This is a genomic window from Acinetobacter boissieri (assembly GCF_900096955.1).
In the GTDB taxonomy this organism is placed as follows: Bacteria; Pseudomonadota; Gammaproteobacteria; order Pseudomonadales; family Moraxellaceae; genus Acinetobacter; species Acinetobacter boissieri.
The window spans coordinates 54,925-69,060 of record NZ_FMYL01000003.1; the positions used below are offsets into that span (position 1 = coordinate 54,925).

The 14,136-nt window shown below is 37.9% G+C and carries 17 protein-coding genes; 14 read left to right on the forward strand and 3 right to left on the reverse strand.

The features are described from left to right. Window positions 1–8: 8 nt before the first annotated feature. Together BLS38_RS03835 and BLS38_RS03840 are read left to right on the forward strand one after the other, a co-directional pair. Window positions 9–230 (forward strand): hypothetical protein, encoded by a 222-nt coding sequence (locus tag BLS38_RS03835; RefSeq protein ID WP_092747022.1) that lies wholly within the window; start codon window positions 9–11, stop codon window positions 228–230. 103 nt (window positions 231–333) lie between these two features. Further along, a complete protein-coding gene (locus BLS38_RS03840; RefSeq protein ID WP_092747023.1) occupies window positions 334–1,200 on the forward strand; it encodes a DMT family transporter in 867 nt (288 codons plus the stop codon). Between the two features lie 4 nt (window positions 1,201–1,204). On the opposite strand, the gene nfsB is transcribed toward BLS38_RS03840, so the two are convergent. After that, window positions 1,205–1,858, reverse strand: coding sequence for an oxygen-insensitive NAD(P)H nitroreductase (gene nfsB, locus BLS38_RS03845; RefSeq protein WP_092747024.1), 654 nt, complete (start codon window positions 1,856–1,858; stop codon window positions 1,205–1,207). Between the two features lie 215 nt (window positions 1,859–2,073). On the opposite strand from nfsB, the gene cysD reads away from it, so the two are divergent. Both cysD and cysN read left to right on the forward strand, forming a co-directional pair. After that, window positions 2,074–2,982: a sulfate adenylyltransferase subunit CysD gene (gene cysD / locus BLS38_RS03850; protein WP_092747025.1), complete on the forward strand. Its 909-nt coding sequence runs from the start codon at window positions 2,074–2,076 to the stop codon at window positions 2,980–2,982. 17 nt (window positions 2,983–2,999) lie between these two features. Then, complete coding sequence (gene cysN, locus BLS38_RS03855; protein ID WP_092747026.1) at window positions 3,000–4,610, forward strand: sulfate adenylyltransferase subunit CysN; 1,611 nt, start codon at window positions 3,000–3,002, stop codon at window positions 4,608–4,610. A gap of 53 nt (window positions 4,611–4,663) precedes the next feature. Here cysN and BLS38_RS03860 read toward each other — a convergent pair whose 3' ends face one another. Both BLS38_RS03860 and BLS38_RS03865 read right to left on the reverse strand, forming a co-directional pair. Next, window positions 4,664–4,972 (reverse strand): helix-turn-helix domain-containing protein, encoded by a 309-nt coding sequence (locus BLS38_RS03860; protein ID WP_092747027.1) that lies wholly within the window; start codon window positions 4,970–4,972, stop codon window positions 4,664–4,666. Further along, window positions 4,969–6,303 (reverse strand): type II toxin-antitoxin system HipA family toxin, encoded by a 1,335-nt coding sequence (locus BLS38_RS03865; protein WP_092747232.1) that lies wholly within the window; start codon window positions 6,301–6,303, stop codon window positions 4,969–4,971. The genes BLS38_RS03860 and BLS38_RS03865 overlap by 4 nt, the downstream gene beginning before the upstream one ends. A 181-nt stretch (window positions 6,304–6,484) precedes the next feature. On the opposite strand from BLS38_RS03865, the gene BLS38_RS03870 reads away from it, so the two are divergent. The 10 genes from BLS38_RS03870 to BLS38_RS03905 all read left to right on the forward strand — a co-directional run bounded on the left by BLS38_RS03870 (window position 6,485) and on the right by BLS38_RS03905 (window position 14,113). Continuing rightward, window positions 6,485–6,730 carry a hypothetical protein gene (locus BLS38_RS03870; protein ID WP_143230103.1) on the forward strand — a complete coding sequence of 82 codons (246 nt, stop codon included), beginning with the start codon at window positions 6,485–6,487 and terminating at the stop codon, window positions 6,728–6,730. A gap of 142 nt (window positions 6,731–6,872) precedes the next feature. Further along, window positions 6,873–6,995, forward strand: a complete 123-nt coding sequence (locus tag BLS38_RS13275) for a hypothetical protein (protein WP_280137748.1) — start codon at window positions 6,873–6,875, stop codon at window positions 6,993–6,995. Between the two features lie 189 nt (window positions 6,996–7,184). After that, window positions 7,185–9,005: a translation elongation factor 4 gene (gene lepA / locus BLS38_RS03875; RefSeq protein ID WP_092747029.1), complete on the forward strand. Its 1,821-nt coding sequence runs from the start codon at window positions 7,185–7,187 to the stop codon at window positions 9,003–9,005. Window positions 9,006–9,021: 16 nt separating this feature from the next. Continuing rightward, window positions 9,022–9,885 (forward strand): signal peptidase I, encoded by an 864-nt coding sequence (lepB, locus tag BLS38_RS03880; RefSeq protein ID WP_092747030.1) that lies wholly within the window; start codon window positions 9,022–9,024, stop codon window positions 9,883–9,885. 208 nt (window positions 9,886–10,093) lie between these two features. Beyond that, the gene (rnc, locus tag BLS38_RS03885) at window positions 10,094–10,798 is read left to right on the forward strand and encodes a ribonuclease III (RefSeq protein ID WP_092747031.1); all 705 of its coding nucleotides are present in this window, start codon (window positions 10,094–10,096) and stop codon (window positions 10,796–10,798) included. 2 nt (window positions 10,799–10,800) lie between these two features. Continuing rightward, window positions 10,801–11,823 (forward strand): GTPase Era, encoded by a 1,023-nt coding sequence (gene era / locus BLS38_RS03890; protein WP_244518181.1) that lies wholly within the window; start codon window positions 10,801–10,803, stop codon window positions 11,821–11,823. 26 nt (window positions 11,824–11,849) lie between these two features. Continuing rightward, window positions 11,850–12,026, forward strand: a complete 177-nt coding sequence (locus tag BLS38_RS12975) for an NF038104 family lipoprotein (protein WP_171258531.1) — start codon at window positions 11,850–11,852, stop codon at window positions 12,024–12,026. Then, entirely contained in the window at window positions 12,027–12,728 is a 702-nt protein-coding gene (gene recO / locus BLS38_RS03895; RefSeq protein ID WP_092747033.1) for a DNA repair protein RecO, read from the forward strand. It begins immediately after the preceding gene. A gap of 12 nt (window positions 12,729–12,740) precedes the next feature. Next, entirely contained in the window at window positions 12,741–13,481 is a 741-nt protein-coding gene (gene pdxJ / locus BLS38_RS03900; protein ID WP_092747034.1) for a pyridoxine 5'-phosphate synthase, read from the forward strand. Beyond that, on the forward strand, window positions 13,469–14,113 hold the full coding sequence (locus BLS38_RS03905; protein WP_092747035.1) for a MiaE family protein: 645 nt from the start codon (window positions 13,469–13,471) through the stop codon (window positions 14,111–14,113). The genes pdxJ and BLS38_RS03905 overlap by 13 nt, the downstream gene beginning before the upstream one ends. The last annotated feature ends 23 nt before the right edge of the window (window positions 14,114–14,136 follow it).

A 14,136-nucleotide genomic window follows, 5' to 3' on the forward strand; every position in this document is an offset into this window, starting at 1 on the left:
GATAAGTAATGAACAGTAAAGTACTCGTAATGATTGCAATGGTTACACCACTCATGTTTGGTTGTGCAAAAAAAGTGGATGAAAAAGCGCATACAGAAGCAACAGCTTCAGCAGCAACGCCGTCCGCTACAACAAGTGCAGATCAACAAGCAAAAATTGATGCATTAGATAAGCCTGTACTTGATGAAAAATATACAGGTACAGCATCTACGGTGACACCAAGCCATTAAGCGTACTTTTGCCTTAAAAAAACCTGTAACTTTTAAGTTGCAGGTTTTTTTATGATACCTATAAAATAGCCTAAGAAAATATAATCATAATTTAAGGAAAAACATGTTACTTATTTTTCTAGCTGCACTATGCAGTGTTGGAGTATCCCTTATTGTTAAAAAATATCTCAGCCAAGGATTAAATATTTTAGCAATCATTACATGGAATTATGCAGTTGCATCACTTTTATGTTTTTTGTGGTTTAAACCAGACATGGCACATTTAATACCGCAAAATGTACCATGGTGGCTTATTGTATTATTGGGCGCGTTACTGCCAAGTATCTTTTTTGCATTGTCTAAGTCACTACAACACGCAGGCATGATTAAAACTGAAATTGTACAGCGTTTATCAGTGGTACTGTCCATTTTAGCAGCGTACATCGTATTTAATGAAAGTATGTCAGCACTTAAATTCTGTGGTTTTACGATTGGAGTAGTTGCAGTCGTGTTGATGGTCTTACAAAAGACATCCATGTCACAACCCAATCTGTCTAGTAAAGGTATTTGGGCGTTGGTCGCAGTATGGGTAGGCTATGCATTGGTCGATATTTTGCTGAAGTATAATAGCCGTTTAGGCTTAGGTTTTGCGATCAGTTTAAATTTAATATTTGTTTTCGCTGGTATGCTTTCGTTGTTAGCAACCTTTATTAAAGCCAAAAAACAGCTTTTAAAGTGGCAAAATATTTGCGCAGGGCTCATTGTTGGCATGCTGAACTTTGCAAATATTGCATTGTATGTCAATGCACACCGAGCATTGCACGACAGCCCAGCGATTGTTTTTGCATCTATGAATATACTGGTTGTCGTATTCGGTGTCATGAGTGGTGTTGTTTTATTTAAAGAAAAGCTCACGCCACGTTTAAGCTTAAGTGTAACAATGGCTATTGTGGCGGTGCTTTGTTTAATGTTGGCGATGAAACCAAGTTGAATAATTATAGTGTGGTAAAAATATATTTATCTTGAAAACGTGCTTTAGGTAAAGTGGCATTGCTATCTGCCTCGCTACGATAGCCTAAAGTCACCACAACAGAGGGTCTGAGGCCTTGTTGTTCTAGTTCAAATTCATCAGATATTATTTTTTCATCAAAACCACCAATTGGTGTGGCATCAATCCCTTCAGCACCTGCTGCTAAAAGTAGTTGACCTAATGCAATAAAAGTTTGATTCTCTAACCATTGATCTAAGTTTTGTAGTTCATTACGGTATAAATTAACATAACCTGAACGGCCTTTGGCCTGAGCTTGTTTGGCTTCGGTGCTTTTAAAGCGCCCAGATCTGTCTTCTTGCTCTAATAATTGTGCTAAATGATCTTCTGTCACATCTGTGCGAGTGCATAGAATGAGTGTGTGAGATGCATTTAGAACTTTGGCTGCATTGCTTTCGTACATGCCACCCATAGACAGTGCGACACGATGCTTTGCTACAGGCGTTTGTGCAATATAAACATGCCATGGTTGAATGTTGACAGAAGATGGCGTTAGGCGTAACACTTCAAGTAATTTTAAAAAATCTGCTTCGGCAATCACTTTGTCTGAATCATAAGCTTTGGTGGTATAGCGTGTTTGAGCAACTTCTAAAATATCCATGTGTTATTTTCCAATAAAACGAATGTTCTGTTATAACAAAAAAAGGAAGCCATTGCCTTTAAATGCTTTAGAAAAAAGCGTTAATTTTTGCAACAGACTAAAGCATAAAAATTGATTTAGTTATGTGAAAATCGTTATAACTCGCTTAGGTACGCAGGCCTTAGAAGCGTGATAACATAGTTTATTAACATTTTGCATTAAGCTGAGTAATATTGATGACTGAGGAAAGATTAACTCACCTGAAACAGCTTGAAGCTGAAAGTATTCATATCATTCGTGAAGTGGCTGCAGAGTTTGAAAACCCTGTGATGTTATATTCGATTGGTAAAGATTCGGCTGTGATGTTGCATTTGGCGATGAAAGCCTTTTATCCAGCAAAATTGCCTTTTCCCCTAATGCATGTCAATACAGGCTGGAAGTTTAAAGACATGATCACTTTTCGTGATGATATGGTCAAAAAACACGGCTTGGAACTGATTGAACATAAAAATCTAGAGGGAATGGCTGCCAACATTAACCCGTTTGATCATGGTAGCTCAAAATATACTGACATCATGAAAACGCAAGCCTTAAAGCAAGCACTCGATAAGTATAAATTTGATGCAGCCTTTGGTGGCGCACGCCGTGATGAAGAAAAATCTCGTGCCAAAGAGCGTGTATATTCTTTTCGTGACAGCAAACACCGTTGGGACCCTAAAAATCAGCGTCCAGAGCTGTGGAATATCTACAATGGTAAAGTCAATAAGGATGAAAGTATTCGAGTTTTTCCACTGTCGAATTGGACAGAGCTTGATATTTGGCAATATATCTACCTAGAGCAAATTCCAATTGTACCGCTATACTATTCAGCAAAACGTCCAGTGGTTGAGCGTGATGGTACACTCATTATGATTGATGATGAGCGTTTTCCATTACGTGAAGGTGAAACTCCAACGTTAAAGCCAGTACGTTTTCGTACACTCGGTTGTTATCCACTCACAGGTGCAGTTGAATCAAGTGCAGACACCTTACCAGATATCATTCAAGAAATGCTTTTAACCACCAGTTCAGAACGCCAAGGCCGTATGATTGATCATGATGAAGCAGGGTCAATGGAAAAGAAAAAGCAAGAAGGTTATTTTTAATTTAGTGGAGTAAACACATGTCGCATCAGTCCGAGCTGATCAGCCAGGATATTTTGGCATATCTAAAACAGCATGAACAAAAAGACTTACTTCGCTTTTTAACGTGTGGCAATGTCGATGACGGAAAAAGTACCCTCATTGGTCGTTTGTTACATGATTCAAAAATGATTTACGAAGACCAACTTGAAGCCGTTAAACGTGACAGTAAAAAATCAGGTACACAAGGTGAAAAAATTGACCTTGCACTGTTGGTTGATGGTTTGCAAGCAGAACGAGAACAAGGCATTACCATTGATGTTGCGTATCGTTACTTTTCAACTGATAAACGTAAATTTATCATTGCAGATACGCCTGGGCATGAGCAATATACTCGCAACATGGCTACAGGTGCATCGACTTGCGACTTGGCAGTAATTTTAATTGATGCACGTTATGGTGTACAAACGCAGACGCGTCGTCATACGTTTATTGCGGCGCTGTTAGGTATTCGTCACATTGTTGTTGCGATTAATAAAATGGATTTAGTTGGCTTTGATGAAGCGAAGTTTAAGCAAATTCAAGCAGACTACCATGCATTTATTCAACACCTTGGACAACGTGCCCCTAAAAATATTCATTTTGTACCCATCTCAGCACTTGACGGTGACAATGTTGTCAATGTTTCTGAGCATACGCCGTGGTATCAGGGTCAAACCTTGATGAGTATTTTAGAAACAGTACAGATTGCACAAGATACCACACAGCAAGATTTTCGTTTCCCTGTACAGTATGTGAACCGACCGAACCTAGACTTTCGTGGTTTTGCAGGAACAATTGCACTGGGTTCAGTAAAAGTAAATGATGACATTGTGGTATTGCCTTCTGGTCAGCGTAGTAAGGTTAAAGAAATCGTCACGTATGATGGTTCATTGCCTCAAGCAGGTATAGGGCAAGCAGTTACTTTAACACTGCATGATGAAATTGATGTGAGCCGTGGTGATGTGATTACCCATGTAGAGGCTAGACCACATATTTCACGTGCAGTACGTGCAACTGTGGTGTGGATGGCAGATCAGCCATTGGTTGAAGGTAAACTGTATAATGTCAAAGTAGGTACACAAAATGTACCTGCCAAAGTCAGCCAAATTCATCATCGCATTGACGTAAACACTCTAGCACAGGGTGATGCTCATGGTGCTGTAGAGCTAAATGGTATTGCTGATATTACAGTAGAATTTGACCGTGCAGTCGTGTTTGATGAATATATCAATAGTCGTCATACAGGTAGCTTTATTTTTATTGATCGCTTAACCAATGTTACTGTTGGTGCTGCGATGATTGAGCATACTGCCCAGTTATCACAACAAGGGACAGTAACGGCTACAGAGCGTGCAGCACGTTTAGGGCAAAAGCCAGTGGTATTGGCCTTAAATACGGTGTTAATTCAAGATAAGACACTTGAGCGTGCTTTGCTTAATGAAGGCATAGTGGCTTTGGTGGTAGATCAATTAGATACTTTAGTCGTGCTCAAACAAACAGGCCTTGTGCTTTTAGTTGATGAAGCACATAGCGCACAAGCAGACGGCGTGATTCAAACACAACGTCTTGAAGATGCACTGAAGCATATTAAAAATGCTGTTTTACTTTAATATAGTGTTTAGATTTTAAAATATGCCCTTATCGTTTTACGATTGAGGGCATTTTATTTATTACCATGAAGTACTTTATCAATAATATGCGCATGTGTAGGTATTAAACCTGTTTTCAATCCGAGTGGTTTAAATACTTTATCTAACACTTGTTGTGTTTGGTGGCCTTGGTTTTGCTCAATATTGGTTAATGTTCGTCTGCTTACATTAACTAAGGTTGCATATTGTTGCTGTGTTAATCCCAATATAGATTTGCGTAAATACTGTAGAAGCTCACCTTGTGAGAGCTGACCTGTTAAATATTGAATGTAGGTTTGAATAAGTAATTGCTGACGGTCTTCGGTTGGAATACGTGTGCTCATAAAAGTTGCCACCGTTTTAATTTATTTTCAGTATAACTAAGACCTAATACAGGCATGTCAATGATCTGATGAGGTACACCACGATCAATTAAGTTTTGTTTGATTCCGACCAAACGCTGTGCCAAATCTTTAAGGGCTTGCATAGATTTTTCAGGCGGGCAGTGTTTTCCTAAATGTTGGCAGATTTCAGCCCATCGATATTCACCACCTTCTTCATATGGGCTTCCCCAAGACGTAGAGCGAATAATTCCTTCAGGGTCTGCTTTCATTGGCGCAAAATCATAAATCGGGGCAAGTTGAACAGCATCGGCAGACTTTAAAAAAGAGGTATTACGGCCGTGATTGTCTGAATTACCAAAAATAATATTAAGTAAATCGCGTTGTAGCCACTCACAGATAAAGTCTGAACTCTTAAATGTTGAGTCAATGGTTTTTAATATCTGACATAAGGATTCAATTACTTCAAAATGATTGAGATAACTTCCCGCAGGGCAATTTAAAACAGAATATACCGATTCAAGCCCACGGCGTTGCCACTGTTGATCTATCCAAACCGTATCAAAACGAGGTAGCCATAGGGAGGGATAGTGTTCTCCTTCAATCAATTTCATCTGTTTGACATCAATGGTATTAAACCCCAAATCTGCTAGGGCATGATAATAGTGGTATTCCGCTCTTAAAATATTACAATCTATTTCTGTACGCTGATTTCTAGGGAATTTGACTAAATAATGCAGGTCAGGCTGATCAAAACGTTCTTGAAAGGTATCAATCCACACTTTTTCATCTGATGAAAATCGAATAAGTAATTTGGGTGCTTCACCACCTGCACCTGTAGCACCACCACTAATTGCCCCCATTTGCTGTGCATACTCTAAAAAGTCACTATGGCGGTTTGCGACATCGCTAAGTTCAAATGTTCTTAAATGCAACGTTGAGTTTGGGTCTTTTATAGGAATAGACTCTTTAATACGTAAATGACCAACAGGTGCAATCACACCTTTTTCTAATAAGATGCTGTCTTGTTGCTGTGAGGTATAGTGTTGTAATTGTAGGTGATTAATCCAATAACGTCGTGCAGCACCAGAGGGTACAAGATCATCTAAAAAGCCAAACCAATGTTTGTTTTCATGCTGTACCATCATTTGTACAGGTAAAGATAAACTACAGGCATAGTAGTTGCGTTGTTCTAAGTATTCAATGGCATAATCTAAAGCATACTCTAAGCGTGCCACACTACTTGAACCTTTTTCTGGTTCACTCAGATACAGACTTGCAATATCTTGCCATGTTGTTTGATGAATTAAGGCTTGAACAGTGAGTATTTTCATTGTTTTGGTCATGCGCATATATTTTCTCAAAATTAACACAAAAACGCCAAATTGAGTAAATTTTTGCGCATAAAGTTTGTTTATTCACATAAATGCGCAAAATTATGCGCATAAGCTTATGAGCTGTCATATTTATTCTGTACTGTTAAGTTTTATTGCAATAAACAGAGGTGTTTTTAATATGGGTCATTATGCCAATATTACCTTAGCACACGATAAAGAGGAAAATAGCCGTTTAGATTTTGAAAGACACTATATTTCCCCCAAATACATTATTCCACTATTTTGGACTACTTTTTTTAAAGTAGAACATATTGTGACCAAAGGTGTAGATGGAGAGCCTTATTACTATTTTGAAATCACTAAAGCAGATGTCATGGCTAACTTTAAAGCGAGAATGCCTTTGTTTTTTAAATGGTATGGGTAAGAAGCTTTTGAATTATCAAAAAAAATTTGCAGTTTATTTTTGCCTTTGATTATAAATATATCATGCTTGATGTAGATGATATCCTAGGTATGGATATTGAACACCCAGCAACAACAGGAAGCGCCTACAGCAGGTTAGAGCATTGGTACGTTGTTTTGACGACACGATATATGCAATAGACCAAAAAATGATTCCATCGTTAGATGAAATTCAACCAGACTTGAATGATTGGCTTGTAGGTTTAGATGAAGAGTATTATCCATAAGACTTAAAGCAGTTTGCTGTAAATTTATAATAGAAAGATGAAGTTGTCGTATAGTTTTTTGATTTTCTCTATATTTTTATAACTCACTTGCTTATACTGTGCCACAGTTAATATATTTCATTTTACACACATCAAAATGCTACTTTAGTAATTAAGTACATGATTGTGTACATACCACTTGAGTGCTTTATGGCTGTATCTAAAAAGTCTGTTGATATTAAAAACATACGCAATTTCTCTATTATTGCTCACATTGACCACGGTAAATCTACCTTGGCAGACCGTTTTATTCAAATGTGCGGTGCTTTAGAAGATCGTGAAATGCAAGCACAGTTCCTTGATTCAATGGATATTGAGCGTGAGCGTGGTATTACCATTAAAGCGGCTTCGGTCACGTTGTACTACACCCATTCAAATGGGCAAGAGTATCAACTGAACTTTATTGATACCCCAGGCCACGTTGACTTTTCTTATGAAGTTTCTCGTTCATTGGCCGCTTGTGAAGGTGCATTATTGGTTGTAGATGCTGCGCAAGGTGTAGAGGCACAATCTGTTGCAAACTGTTATACCGCTATAGACCAAGGTCTTGAAGTCTTGGCTGTACTGAACAAAATTGATTTACCGCAAGCCGAGCCTGAGCGTGTTATTCATGAAATTGAAGAGATTATCGGTATAGATGCAACAGATGCACCGACATGTTCTGCAAAAACAGGGCTTGGCGTAAAAGATGTTCTAGAGCGTTTAGTTGATGTTATTCCTGCACCCGAAGGTGATAGAGAAGACTCACTACAGGCATTGATTGTGGACTCGTGGTTTGACAACTATCTAGGTGTTGTCTCACTTGTGCGTATTAAGCAAGGACGTATCCGCAAAGGCGATAAAATGCTGGTGAAGTCTACTGGCCAGTCACACGTTGTCACATCTGTGGGTGTATTTAGTCCAAAACACACAGAAACAGGTATGTTGGAAGCTGGTGAAGTCGGCTTTGTGATCGCAGGTATTAAAAATATTTTTGGTGCACCTGTTGGTGATACTCTTACTTTGGTTGGTACACCTAACGTTACATCATTACCTGGTTTTAAAAAGGTAAAACCACAAGTATATGCAGGTTTATTTCCAATCGATGCCAGTGACTTTGAACCTTTCCGTGAAGCATTACAGAAACTACAAATTAACGACTCTGCACTATTCTTTGAACCTGAAAGTTCAGATGCACTTGGTTTTGGTTTTCGCTGTGGCTTCTTGGGTATGTTGCACATGGAAATTGTGCAAGAGCGTTTAGAGCGTGAGTATAATTTAGATCTTATCACCTCTGCACCTACAGTAGTCTACGAAGCCTTGACTAAAGGTGGTGAAGTTGTTTATATCGACAGTCCATCAAAAATGCTAGATGGTACATTGGTTGAAGACTTACGAGAGCCTATTGCAGAATGTCATATTCTTGTGCCTAAAGAATACTTAGGTAACGTTATTACACTGGCAATTGAACGCCGTGGCGTACAAAAAGACATGAAGTATTTGGGTAATCAAGTATCTATTACATTTGATGTGCCAATGGCTGAAGTTGTGATGGACTTTTTTGATAAATTGAAGTCATGCTCAAGAGGTTTTGCATCATTAGATTATAACTTTACTCACTTCCAAAGCTCAAACTTAGTGAAAGTAGATGTGCTCATTAATGGTGATAAAGTGGATGCTCTTGCAATGATTTGCCATCGCAATGAAGCGCGTCAACGTGGTAACTCATTGGTTGAAAAAATGAAAGACCTGATTCCTCGTCAGATGTTTGATGTTGCGATACAAGCCGCTATTGGTGCACAAATTATTGCTCGCTCTACAGTCAAAGCAATGCGTAAAAACGTGTTAGCAAAATGTTATGGTGGTGATGTTTCTCGTAAGAAAAAATTGCTTTCAAAACAAAAAGAAGGTAAAAAACGAATGAAGCAGGTTGGTAGTGTTGAAATCCCACAAGAAGCATTTCTTGCTGCATTACAAATTGATAAAAAATAATCATTAGGATAAGTCCATGGATTTTGATTTTAATTTGATCCTCGTTCCCGTTACTTTAATCTTATTTATAGTATGGTTACTTGATAAATTGCTTTTTAAGCAACGTGCAAATAACGGACGTGGTAATGAAAATTTTATCGTCACATGGGCTTATGATTTTTGGCCTGTTTTAGCGATAGTACTGATTTTACGCTCGTTCTTATTTGAGCCATTTAATATTCCATCAGATTCTATGGTGCCAACATTAGAAACAGGTGATTTTATTTTGGTGAATAAGTTTGATTATGGTGTGCGTTTACCAGTGATTAATAAGAAAGTTATTGATATTGGTGAACCAAAGCGAGGCGAAGTGATTGTATTTCGCTATCCAGTCAAACCAAGTGTGAGCTACATTAAACGTGTTGTCGGCTTGCCTGGAGACCGAATTGATTTTAGATCAGGTACTTTATTTATTAATGGTCAAAAAATAGTATCTGTGAGTACAAGCTTTAGTCGTGAAAAAGATAAACTTTCTTCTTTTTCGACCAGCTATCGTTTAGAAACACTGGGTGAACATCAACATCTTGTACGTTATTTAGCAGATAGAAACCCGTTGATTGAACAGTTTAATTATGCGCAAAGTCAAAATGATGCATCTTTGATTCCTTTTGTTGCAAAAGATAATTCAACCTTTATTCAAAGTAATGGGGCAGATTGGTCAGTCACTGTACCAAAAGGTAATTACTTTGCTATGGGTGACAATCGTGATGAAAGTTCAGATGGTCGTTTTTGGGGCTTTATTCCTGAAGAGAATTTGACAGGTCGTGCGGTATATATATGGATGCATAAAGAACCAGGTTTGAATTTACCAACGTTTAATCGTAACGGTACAATTAACTAAGTAAATATTTAACATCAAGTTATGTTAAAATGTTCCATACTCTTTGTAACGAAGCTTATGCACCTTTTTCACTAAAAGGTGCATAAATATTATGAGGCCATCAGTTAATTGTTACAATGACTTCAAATTTGTTACAACACACTATCATCATATTTAAGGATTCATTGCACAAAAGCACAAAATCCTCCTTTAACTTTCGAGAGAGCAGTTGACCAAAGGAACATTTAAAAAGCTAAATTATCAGCGTTTGACTTTAAATATTGGCTATGAATTTCAAAGCAGTGATTTATTACAGCTTGCTTTAACACACCGTTCGGTCAGTCATAAATATAATTATGAACGATTAGAGTTTCTAGGTGATTCTTTGCTAGGTATGATCATTGCAGATTATCTTTACCACAGTTACCCACATGAAAATGAGGGGCGACTAACCCGCATGCGTGCAACTTTAGTCAGACAAGAAGCACTTGGTAAAATTGCAAATGATTTAAAACTCAGTGAACATTTAATTATGAGCACAGGTGAACTTAAATCGGGTGGGCACCATCGAGAATCTATCTTAGCAGATACTGTTGAAGCAATTATTGGCGCAATTTATACAGATTGTAGTGACTTAGATGCACTCAAAGAAATTATACTGCGTTGGTATAGCCCTTATTTAAGTCATATAGCACCAACGGACCAACTTAAAGATCCGAAATCTCGCTTACAAGAATACTTGCAAGCCCGCAAAAAACCATTGCCAATTTATGAAGTAACCCATATACAGGGTGACGCACCAAACCAACACTTTCAAGTCCTATGTCAAGTGAGTGACTTTTCAGTAGTGTATGGTGAGGGGAGTAGCCGAAGATTTGCAGAGCAAGCTGCTGCGGCAGAAATTTTGAAATTATTGGAGCAAAAAACTGCATGACGATGCCATCTGACCACAACAACGATGACAACACCCAAGCTTCTGAAAAAAATGATCTCGTGGATCAATTTTTCAAGTCACAAGATATTCAAATTCCAGCTGACTTTAAAAGCGGTTTTGTTTCGATTGTTGGTCGCCCAAATGTTGGTAAATCAACCTTAATGAACCACTTGCTAGGGCAAAAGCTTTCGATTACTTCTCGTAAGCCACAGACGACTCGCCATAAAATTATTGGTATTGATAGTCGTGAAAAATCACAAGCCGTGTATGTAGATACACCGGGTATGCACAAAAAAGAAGTGCGCGTGATGAATAAAATGATGAACAAGGCTGCATACTCAGCATTGCGTGATGTTAACCTAGTTTTGTTTGTTATTGATGGTAAAAAGTGGACACAAAATGACGAGTTAGTGCTTGAAAAGCTAGCCAATGCAGAGATGCCTGTCATTTTAGTTATTAGTAAAATTGATACATTAGAAGATAAAAAAGCACTACTTCCACTGATTCAAGAGCGTACAAAACTCATGAATTTTGTAGAAATTGTGCCTGTATCTGCACTTAGAGGTGCAAATTTAGAGCATTTAAGAGAGATAATCTCAAAGTATTTACCATTTGGCCAACCACTTTATGCTTTTGACCAAGTAACAGACCGTTCAGAACGCTTTTTAGCCAGTGAAATTATTCGTGAAAAAATTATGCGTCAGCTTGGCGAAGAGCTCCCGTATGATTTAACGGTACAAATTGAATCATTTAAAACTGAAGAACCTAGTGTAAACCCAAAAACGGGCAAAACAAAACCTGCATGTATGTATATCGATGCTACAATTTTTGTTGACCGCATTGGGCAAAAAGCCATTGTGATTGGTGATAAAGGGGCTAAACTGAAAAAGATTGGCATGGAAGCTCGTATAGACATGGAAAAAATGTTTGAGCATAAAGTTATGCTGACCTTGTGGGTGAAAGTTAAAGGTGGCTGGTCTGATGACGAGCGTGCGCTTAAAAGTTTAGGTTATAGCGATATCTAAGTCATTATCTAAAAAGAGGTGAGGTCATGGTGAAAGTATGTTCTGTCTTAGCATGTGTACTATTATTGCAAGGGTGTATTACGAGCGTTGTGACTTTACCTGTGAAAGTAGCCTATAAAACAACCAAAGGTGTTGTCAAAGGTACAGCAGCAGTGGTTGGTGCTGTTATTCCAGATGGCGATGATAAAAAGTCAAAAGACTAAATGCGAAATCAATGTTTACATGGTTATGTGATTCATGCACGTAAGTACAAAGAGCGTAGCCATATTATTCATTTTTTTAGCCAAGAGTATGGTCGGATTGATGGGGTAGTACGTCAAGCACTACCGCCATTATTTCAACCTGTTGTGCTATATGCTTCTGGAAAAAGTGAACTAAAAACATTTAATCAGTTAGAGATTGACCATCAGCCTATTTTTTTGCAGGGCGAGGCTTACTTTTGTGGCTTTTATTTAAATGAGTTATTGCTCAAGCTATGTCCACTCGAAGATGCTTTAATACAATTATATCAACAATATCACTGTACAATTGATGCATTGCAGTATTTACATAAAAATAGCCAAGACAAAAATTATCTCAAACAATCATTACGTCAATTTGAATATGTATTATTAAAAGAACTAGGATATGACATTGACTTTAGTGTAGATCATTTAGGGCAACCCTTAATAGAGCAAGCACATTATCAATTTTTTGTAGATCAGGGATTTGTACAATCAAACCTAAATCAGTCTTTTCAAGGTAAAGACCTTTTATCCTTACTGTCTTTTCCCACAGTATCTTTAACGAATGTACAACTTTTAATACTAGGCCGTTTATATCGTCAAATGATTAGCCATTTACTGGGTGATCGCCCTTTAAAAAGTCGTCAGCTGTGGCTACAGTATTATCAAAATCAACATTAATGAGGAATGACTATGTCTATTTTGTTAGGTGTAAATATTGACCATGTGGCAACACTTAGACAAGCACGTGGCACACCGTATCCAGATCCTGTAAAAGCTGCATTATGTTGCGAGAAAGCTGGTGCAGAAGGGATTACTTTACATTTACGTGAAGATCGTCGCCATATACAAGATGATGATGTTAGACGTATGCGTCCTTTACTTCAAACACGTATGAATCTAGAAATTGCAGTGACTACAGAAATGGTCGAATTTGCCAAAGAGATTAAGCCACAACATATTTGTTTTGTACCAGAACGTCGTCAAGAACTAACCACTGAAGGTGGATTAAATGTTGTTGGTCAATTAGACAAAGTGCGCACAGCAACGCAAGCCTTGGTTGCGGTTGGTTGTGATGTTTCATTGTTTATTGATGCAGACTTTGCTCAAATTGATGCAGCGATTACTTGTGGTGCACCTACCATTGAATTGCATACAGGTGCATATGCAGATGCAAATACTGTAGAGGAACAATATGCTGAACTACAGCGTATTACTAAAGCTGTCGCTTATGCGAAGAATAAAGGCTTAGTTGTGAATGCAGGACATGGTTTAAACCTAGAGAATATTGCTCCAATTGCCAAAATTGAAGGCATTCATGAGCTAAATATTGGTCACTCTATTATTGCCGATAGCGTATTTGTTGGTTTAGAAACTGCTGTAAAACAGATGAAACAAGCGATTGCCAATGCAGAGGGTATATGTCAAGCGTAAATTATGATGAGCTAATGCAACCTGTGATTGCATTTTTAGGTTGTACAACTCCGCAAGCATGGTTAGATACTGCTAAAAATAATTTAGAATTATTAATGCAAGACCATGCAAATTGCGAAAAAAAAGCAGCCAGTACAGCTATGAACTTAATGTTTAGATACAGTTTTTTCTCAGACTTACAGGTTAGACTGGCACAGCTTGTACGTGAAGAAATGCTACACTATGAGCAAGTTTTGGGCTTTATGCAAAGACGTGGTCAAGCATGGCAATCGTTAAGTGCAGGGCGTTATGCAGGTGGCTTACGTAAAGAAGTAAGAACATATGAGCCAGAAGCGCTAATTGATATTTTAATTATTGGTGCTTTTGTAGAAGCACGTTCGTGTGAGCGTTTTTATGCTTTAGCTCCAATTGTTGATGACGAGCTTGGTCGTTATTATCGCTATTTACTCAAGTCAGAATCTAGACATTATGAAGACTATATCGCACTTGCAAAAGAGGTTGCAGAAACCCATAAACTAAAAAATATTAATGAAACGATTTCTTTGCGTGTTGATTTTTTTAGGGAAGTAGAGAAAAAACTTATTTTAGAGCCAGATGACGTATTTCGCTTTCATAGCGGTACGCCACATTAAAAAGATGGAGTCATGAATTTCAT

What these genes read in the sequence shown, in the direction of transcription:
- BLS38_RS03905 (WP_092747035.1), top strand. Translation starts at nt 13,469, where the DNA reads ATGTCAAGCGTAAATTATGATGAGCTAATGCAACCTGTGATTGCATTT.
- BLS38_RS03840 (WP_092747023.1), top strand. Translation starts at nt 334, where the DNA reads ATGTTACTTATTTTTCTAGCTGCACTATGCAGTGTTGGAGTATCCCTT.
- lepB (WP_092747030.1), top strand. Translation starts at nt 9,022, where the DNA reads ATGGATTTTGATTTTAATTTGATCCTCGTTCCCGTTACTTTAATCTTA.
- BLS38_RS03860 (WP_092747027.1), bottom strand. Translation starts at nt 4,972, where the DNA reads ATGAGCACACGTATTCCAACCGAAGACCGTCAGCAATTACTTATTCAA.
- BLS38_RS12975 (WP_171258531.1), top strand. Translation starts at nt 11,850, where the DNA reads ATGGTGAAAGTATGTTCTGTCTTAGCATGTGTACTATTATTGCAAGGG.
- BLS38_RS03870 (WP_143230103.1), top strand. Translation starts at nt 6,485, where the DNA reads ATGGGTCATTATGCCAATATTACCTTAGCACACGATAAAGAGGAAAAT.
- pdxJ (WP_092747034.1), top strand. Translation starts at nt 12,741, where the DNA reads ATGTCTATTTTGTTAGGTGTAAATATTGACCATGTGGCAACACTTAGA.
- BLS38_RS03835 (WP_092747022.1), top strand. Translation starts at nt 9, where the DNA reads ATGAACAGTAAAGTACTCGTAATGATTGCAATGGTTACACCACTCATG.
- era (WP_244518181.1), top strand. Translation starts at nt 10,801, where the DNA reads ATGCCATCTGACCACAACAACGATGACAACACCCAAGCTTCTGAAAAA.
- cysD (WP_092747025.1), top strand. Translation starts at nt 2,074, where the DNA reads ATGACTGAGGAAAGATTAACTCACCTGAAACAGCTTGAAGCTGAAAGT.
- BLS38_RS03865 (WP_092747232.1), bottom strand. Translation starts at nt 6,303, where the DNA reads ATGAAAATACTCACTGTTCAAGCCTTAATTCATCAAACAACATGGCAA.
- lepA (WP_092747029.1), top strand. Translation starts at nt 7,185, where the DNA reads ATGGCTGTATCTAAAAAGTCTGTTGATATTAAAAACATACGCAATTTC.
- nfsB (WP_092747024.1), bottom strand. Translation starts at nt 1,858, where the DNA reads ATGGATATTTTAGAAGTTGCTCAAACACGCTATACCACCAAAGCTTAT.
- cysN (WP_092747026.1), top strand. Translation starts at nt 3,000, where the DNA reads ATGTCGCATCAGTCCGAGCTGATCAGCCAGGATATTTTGGCATATCTA.
- recO (WP_092747033.1), top strand. Translation starts at nt 12,027, where the DNA reads ATGCGAAATCAATGTTTACATGGTTATGTGATTCATGCACGTAAGTAC.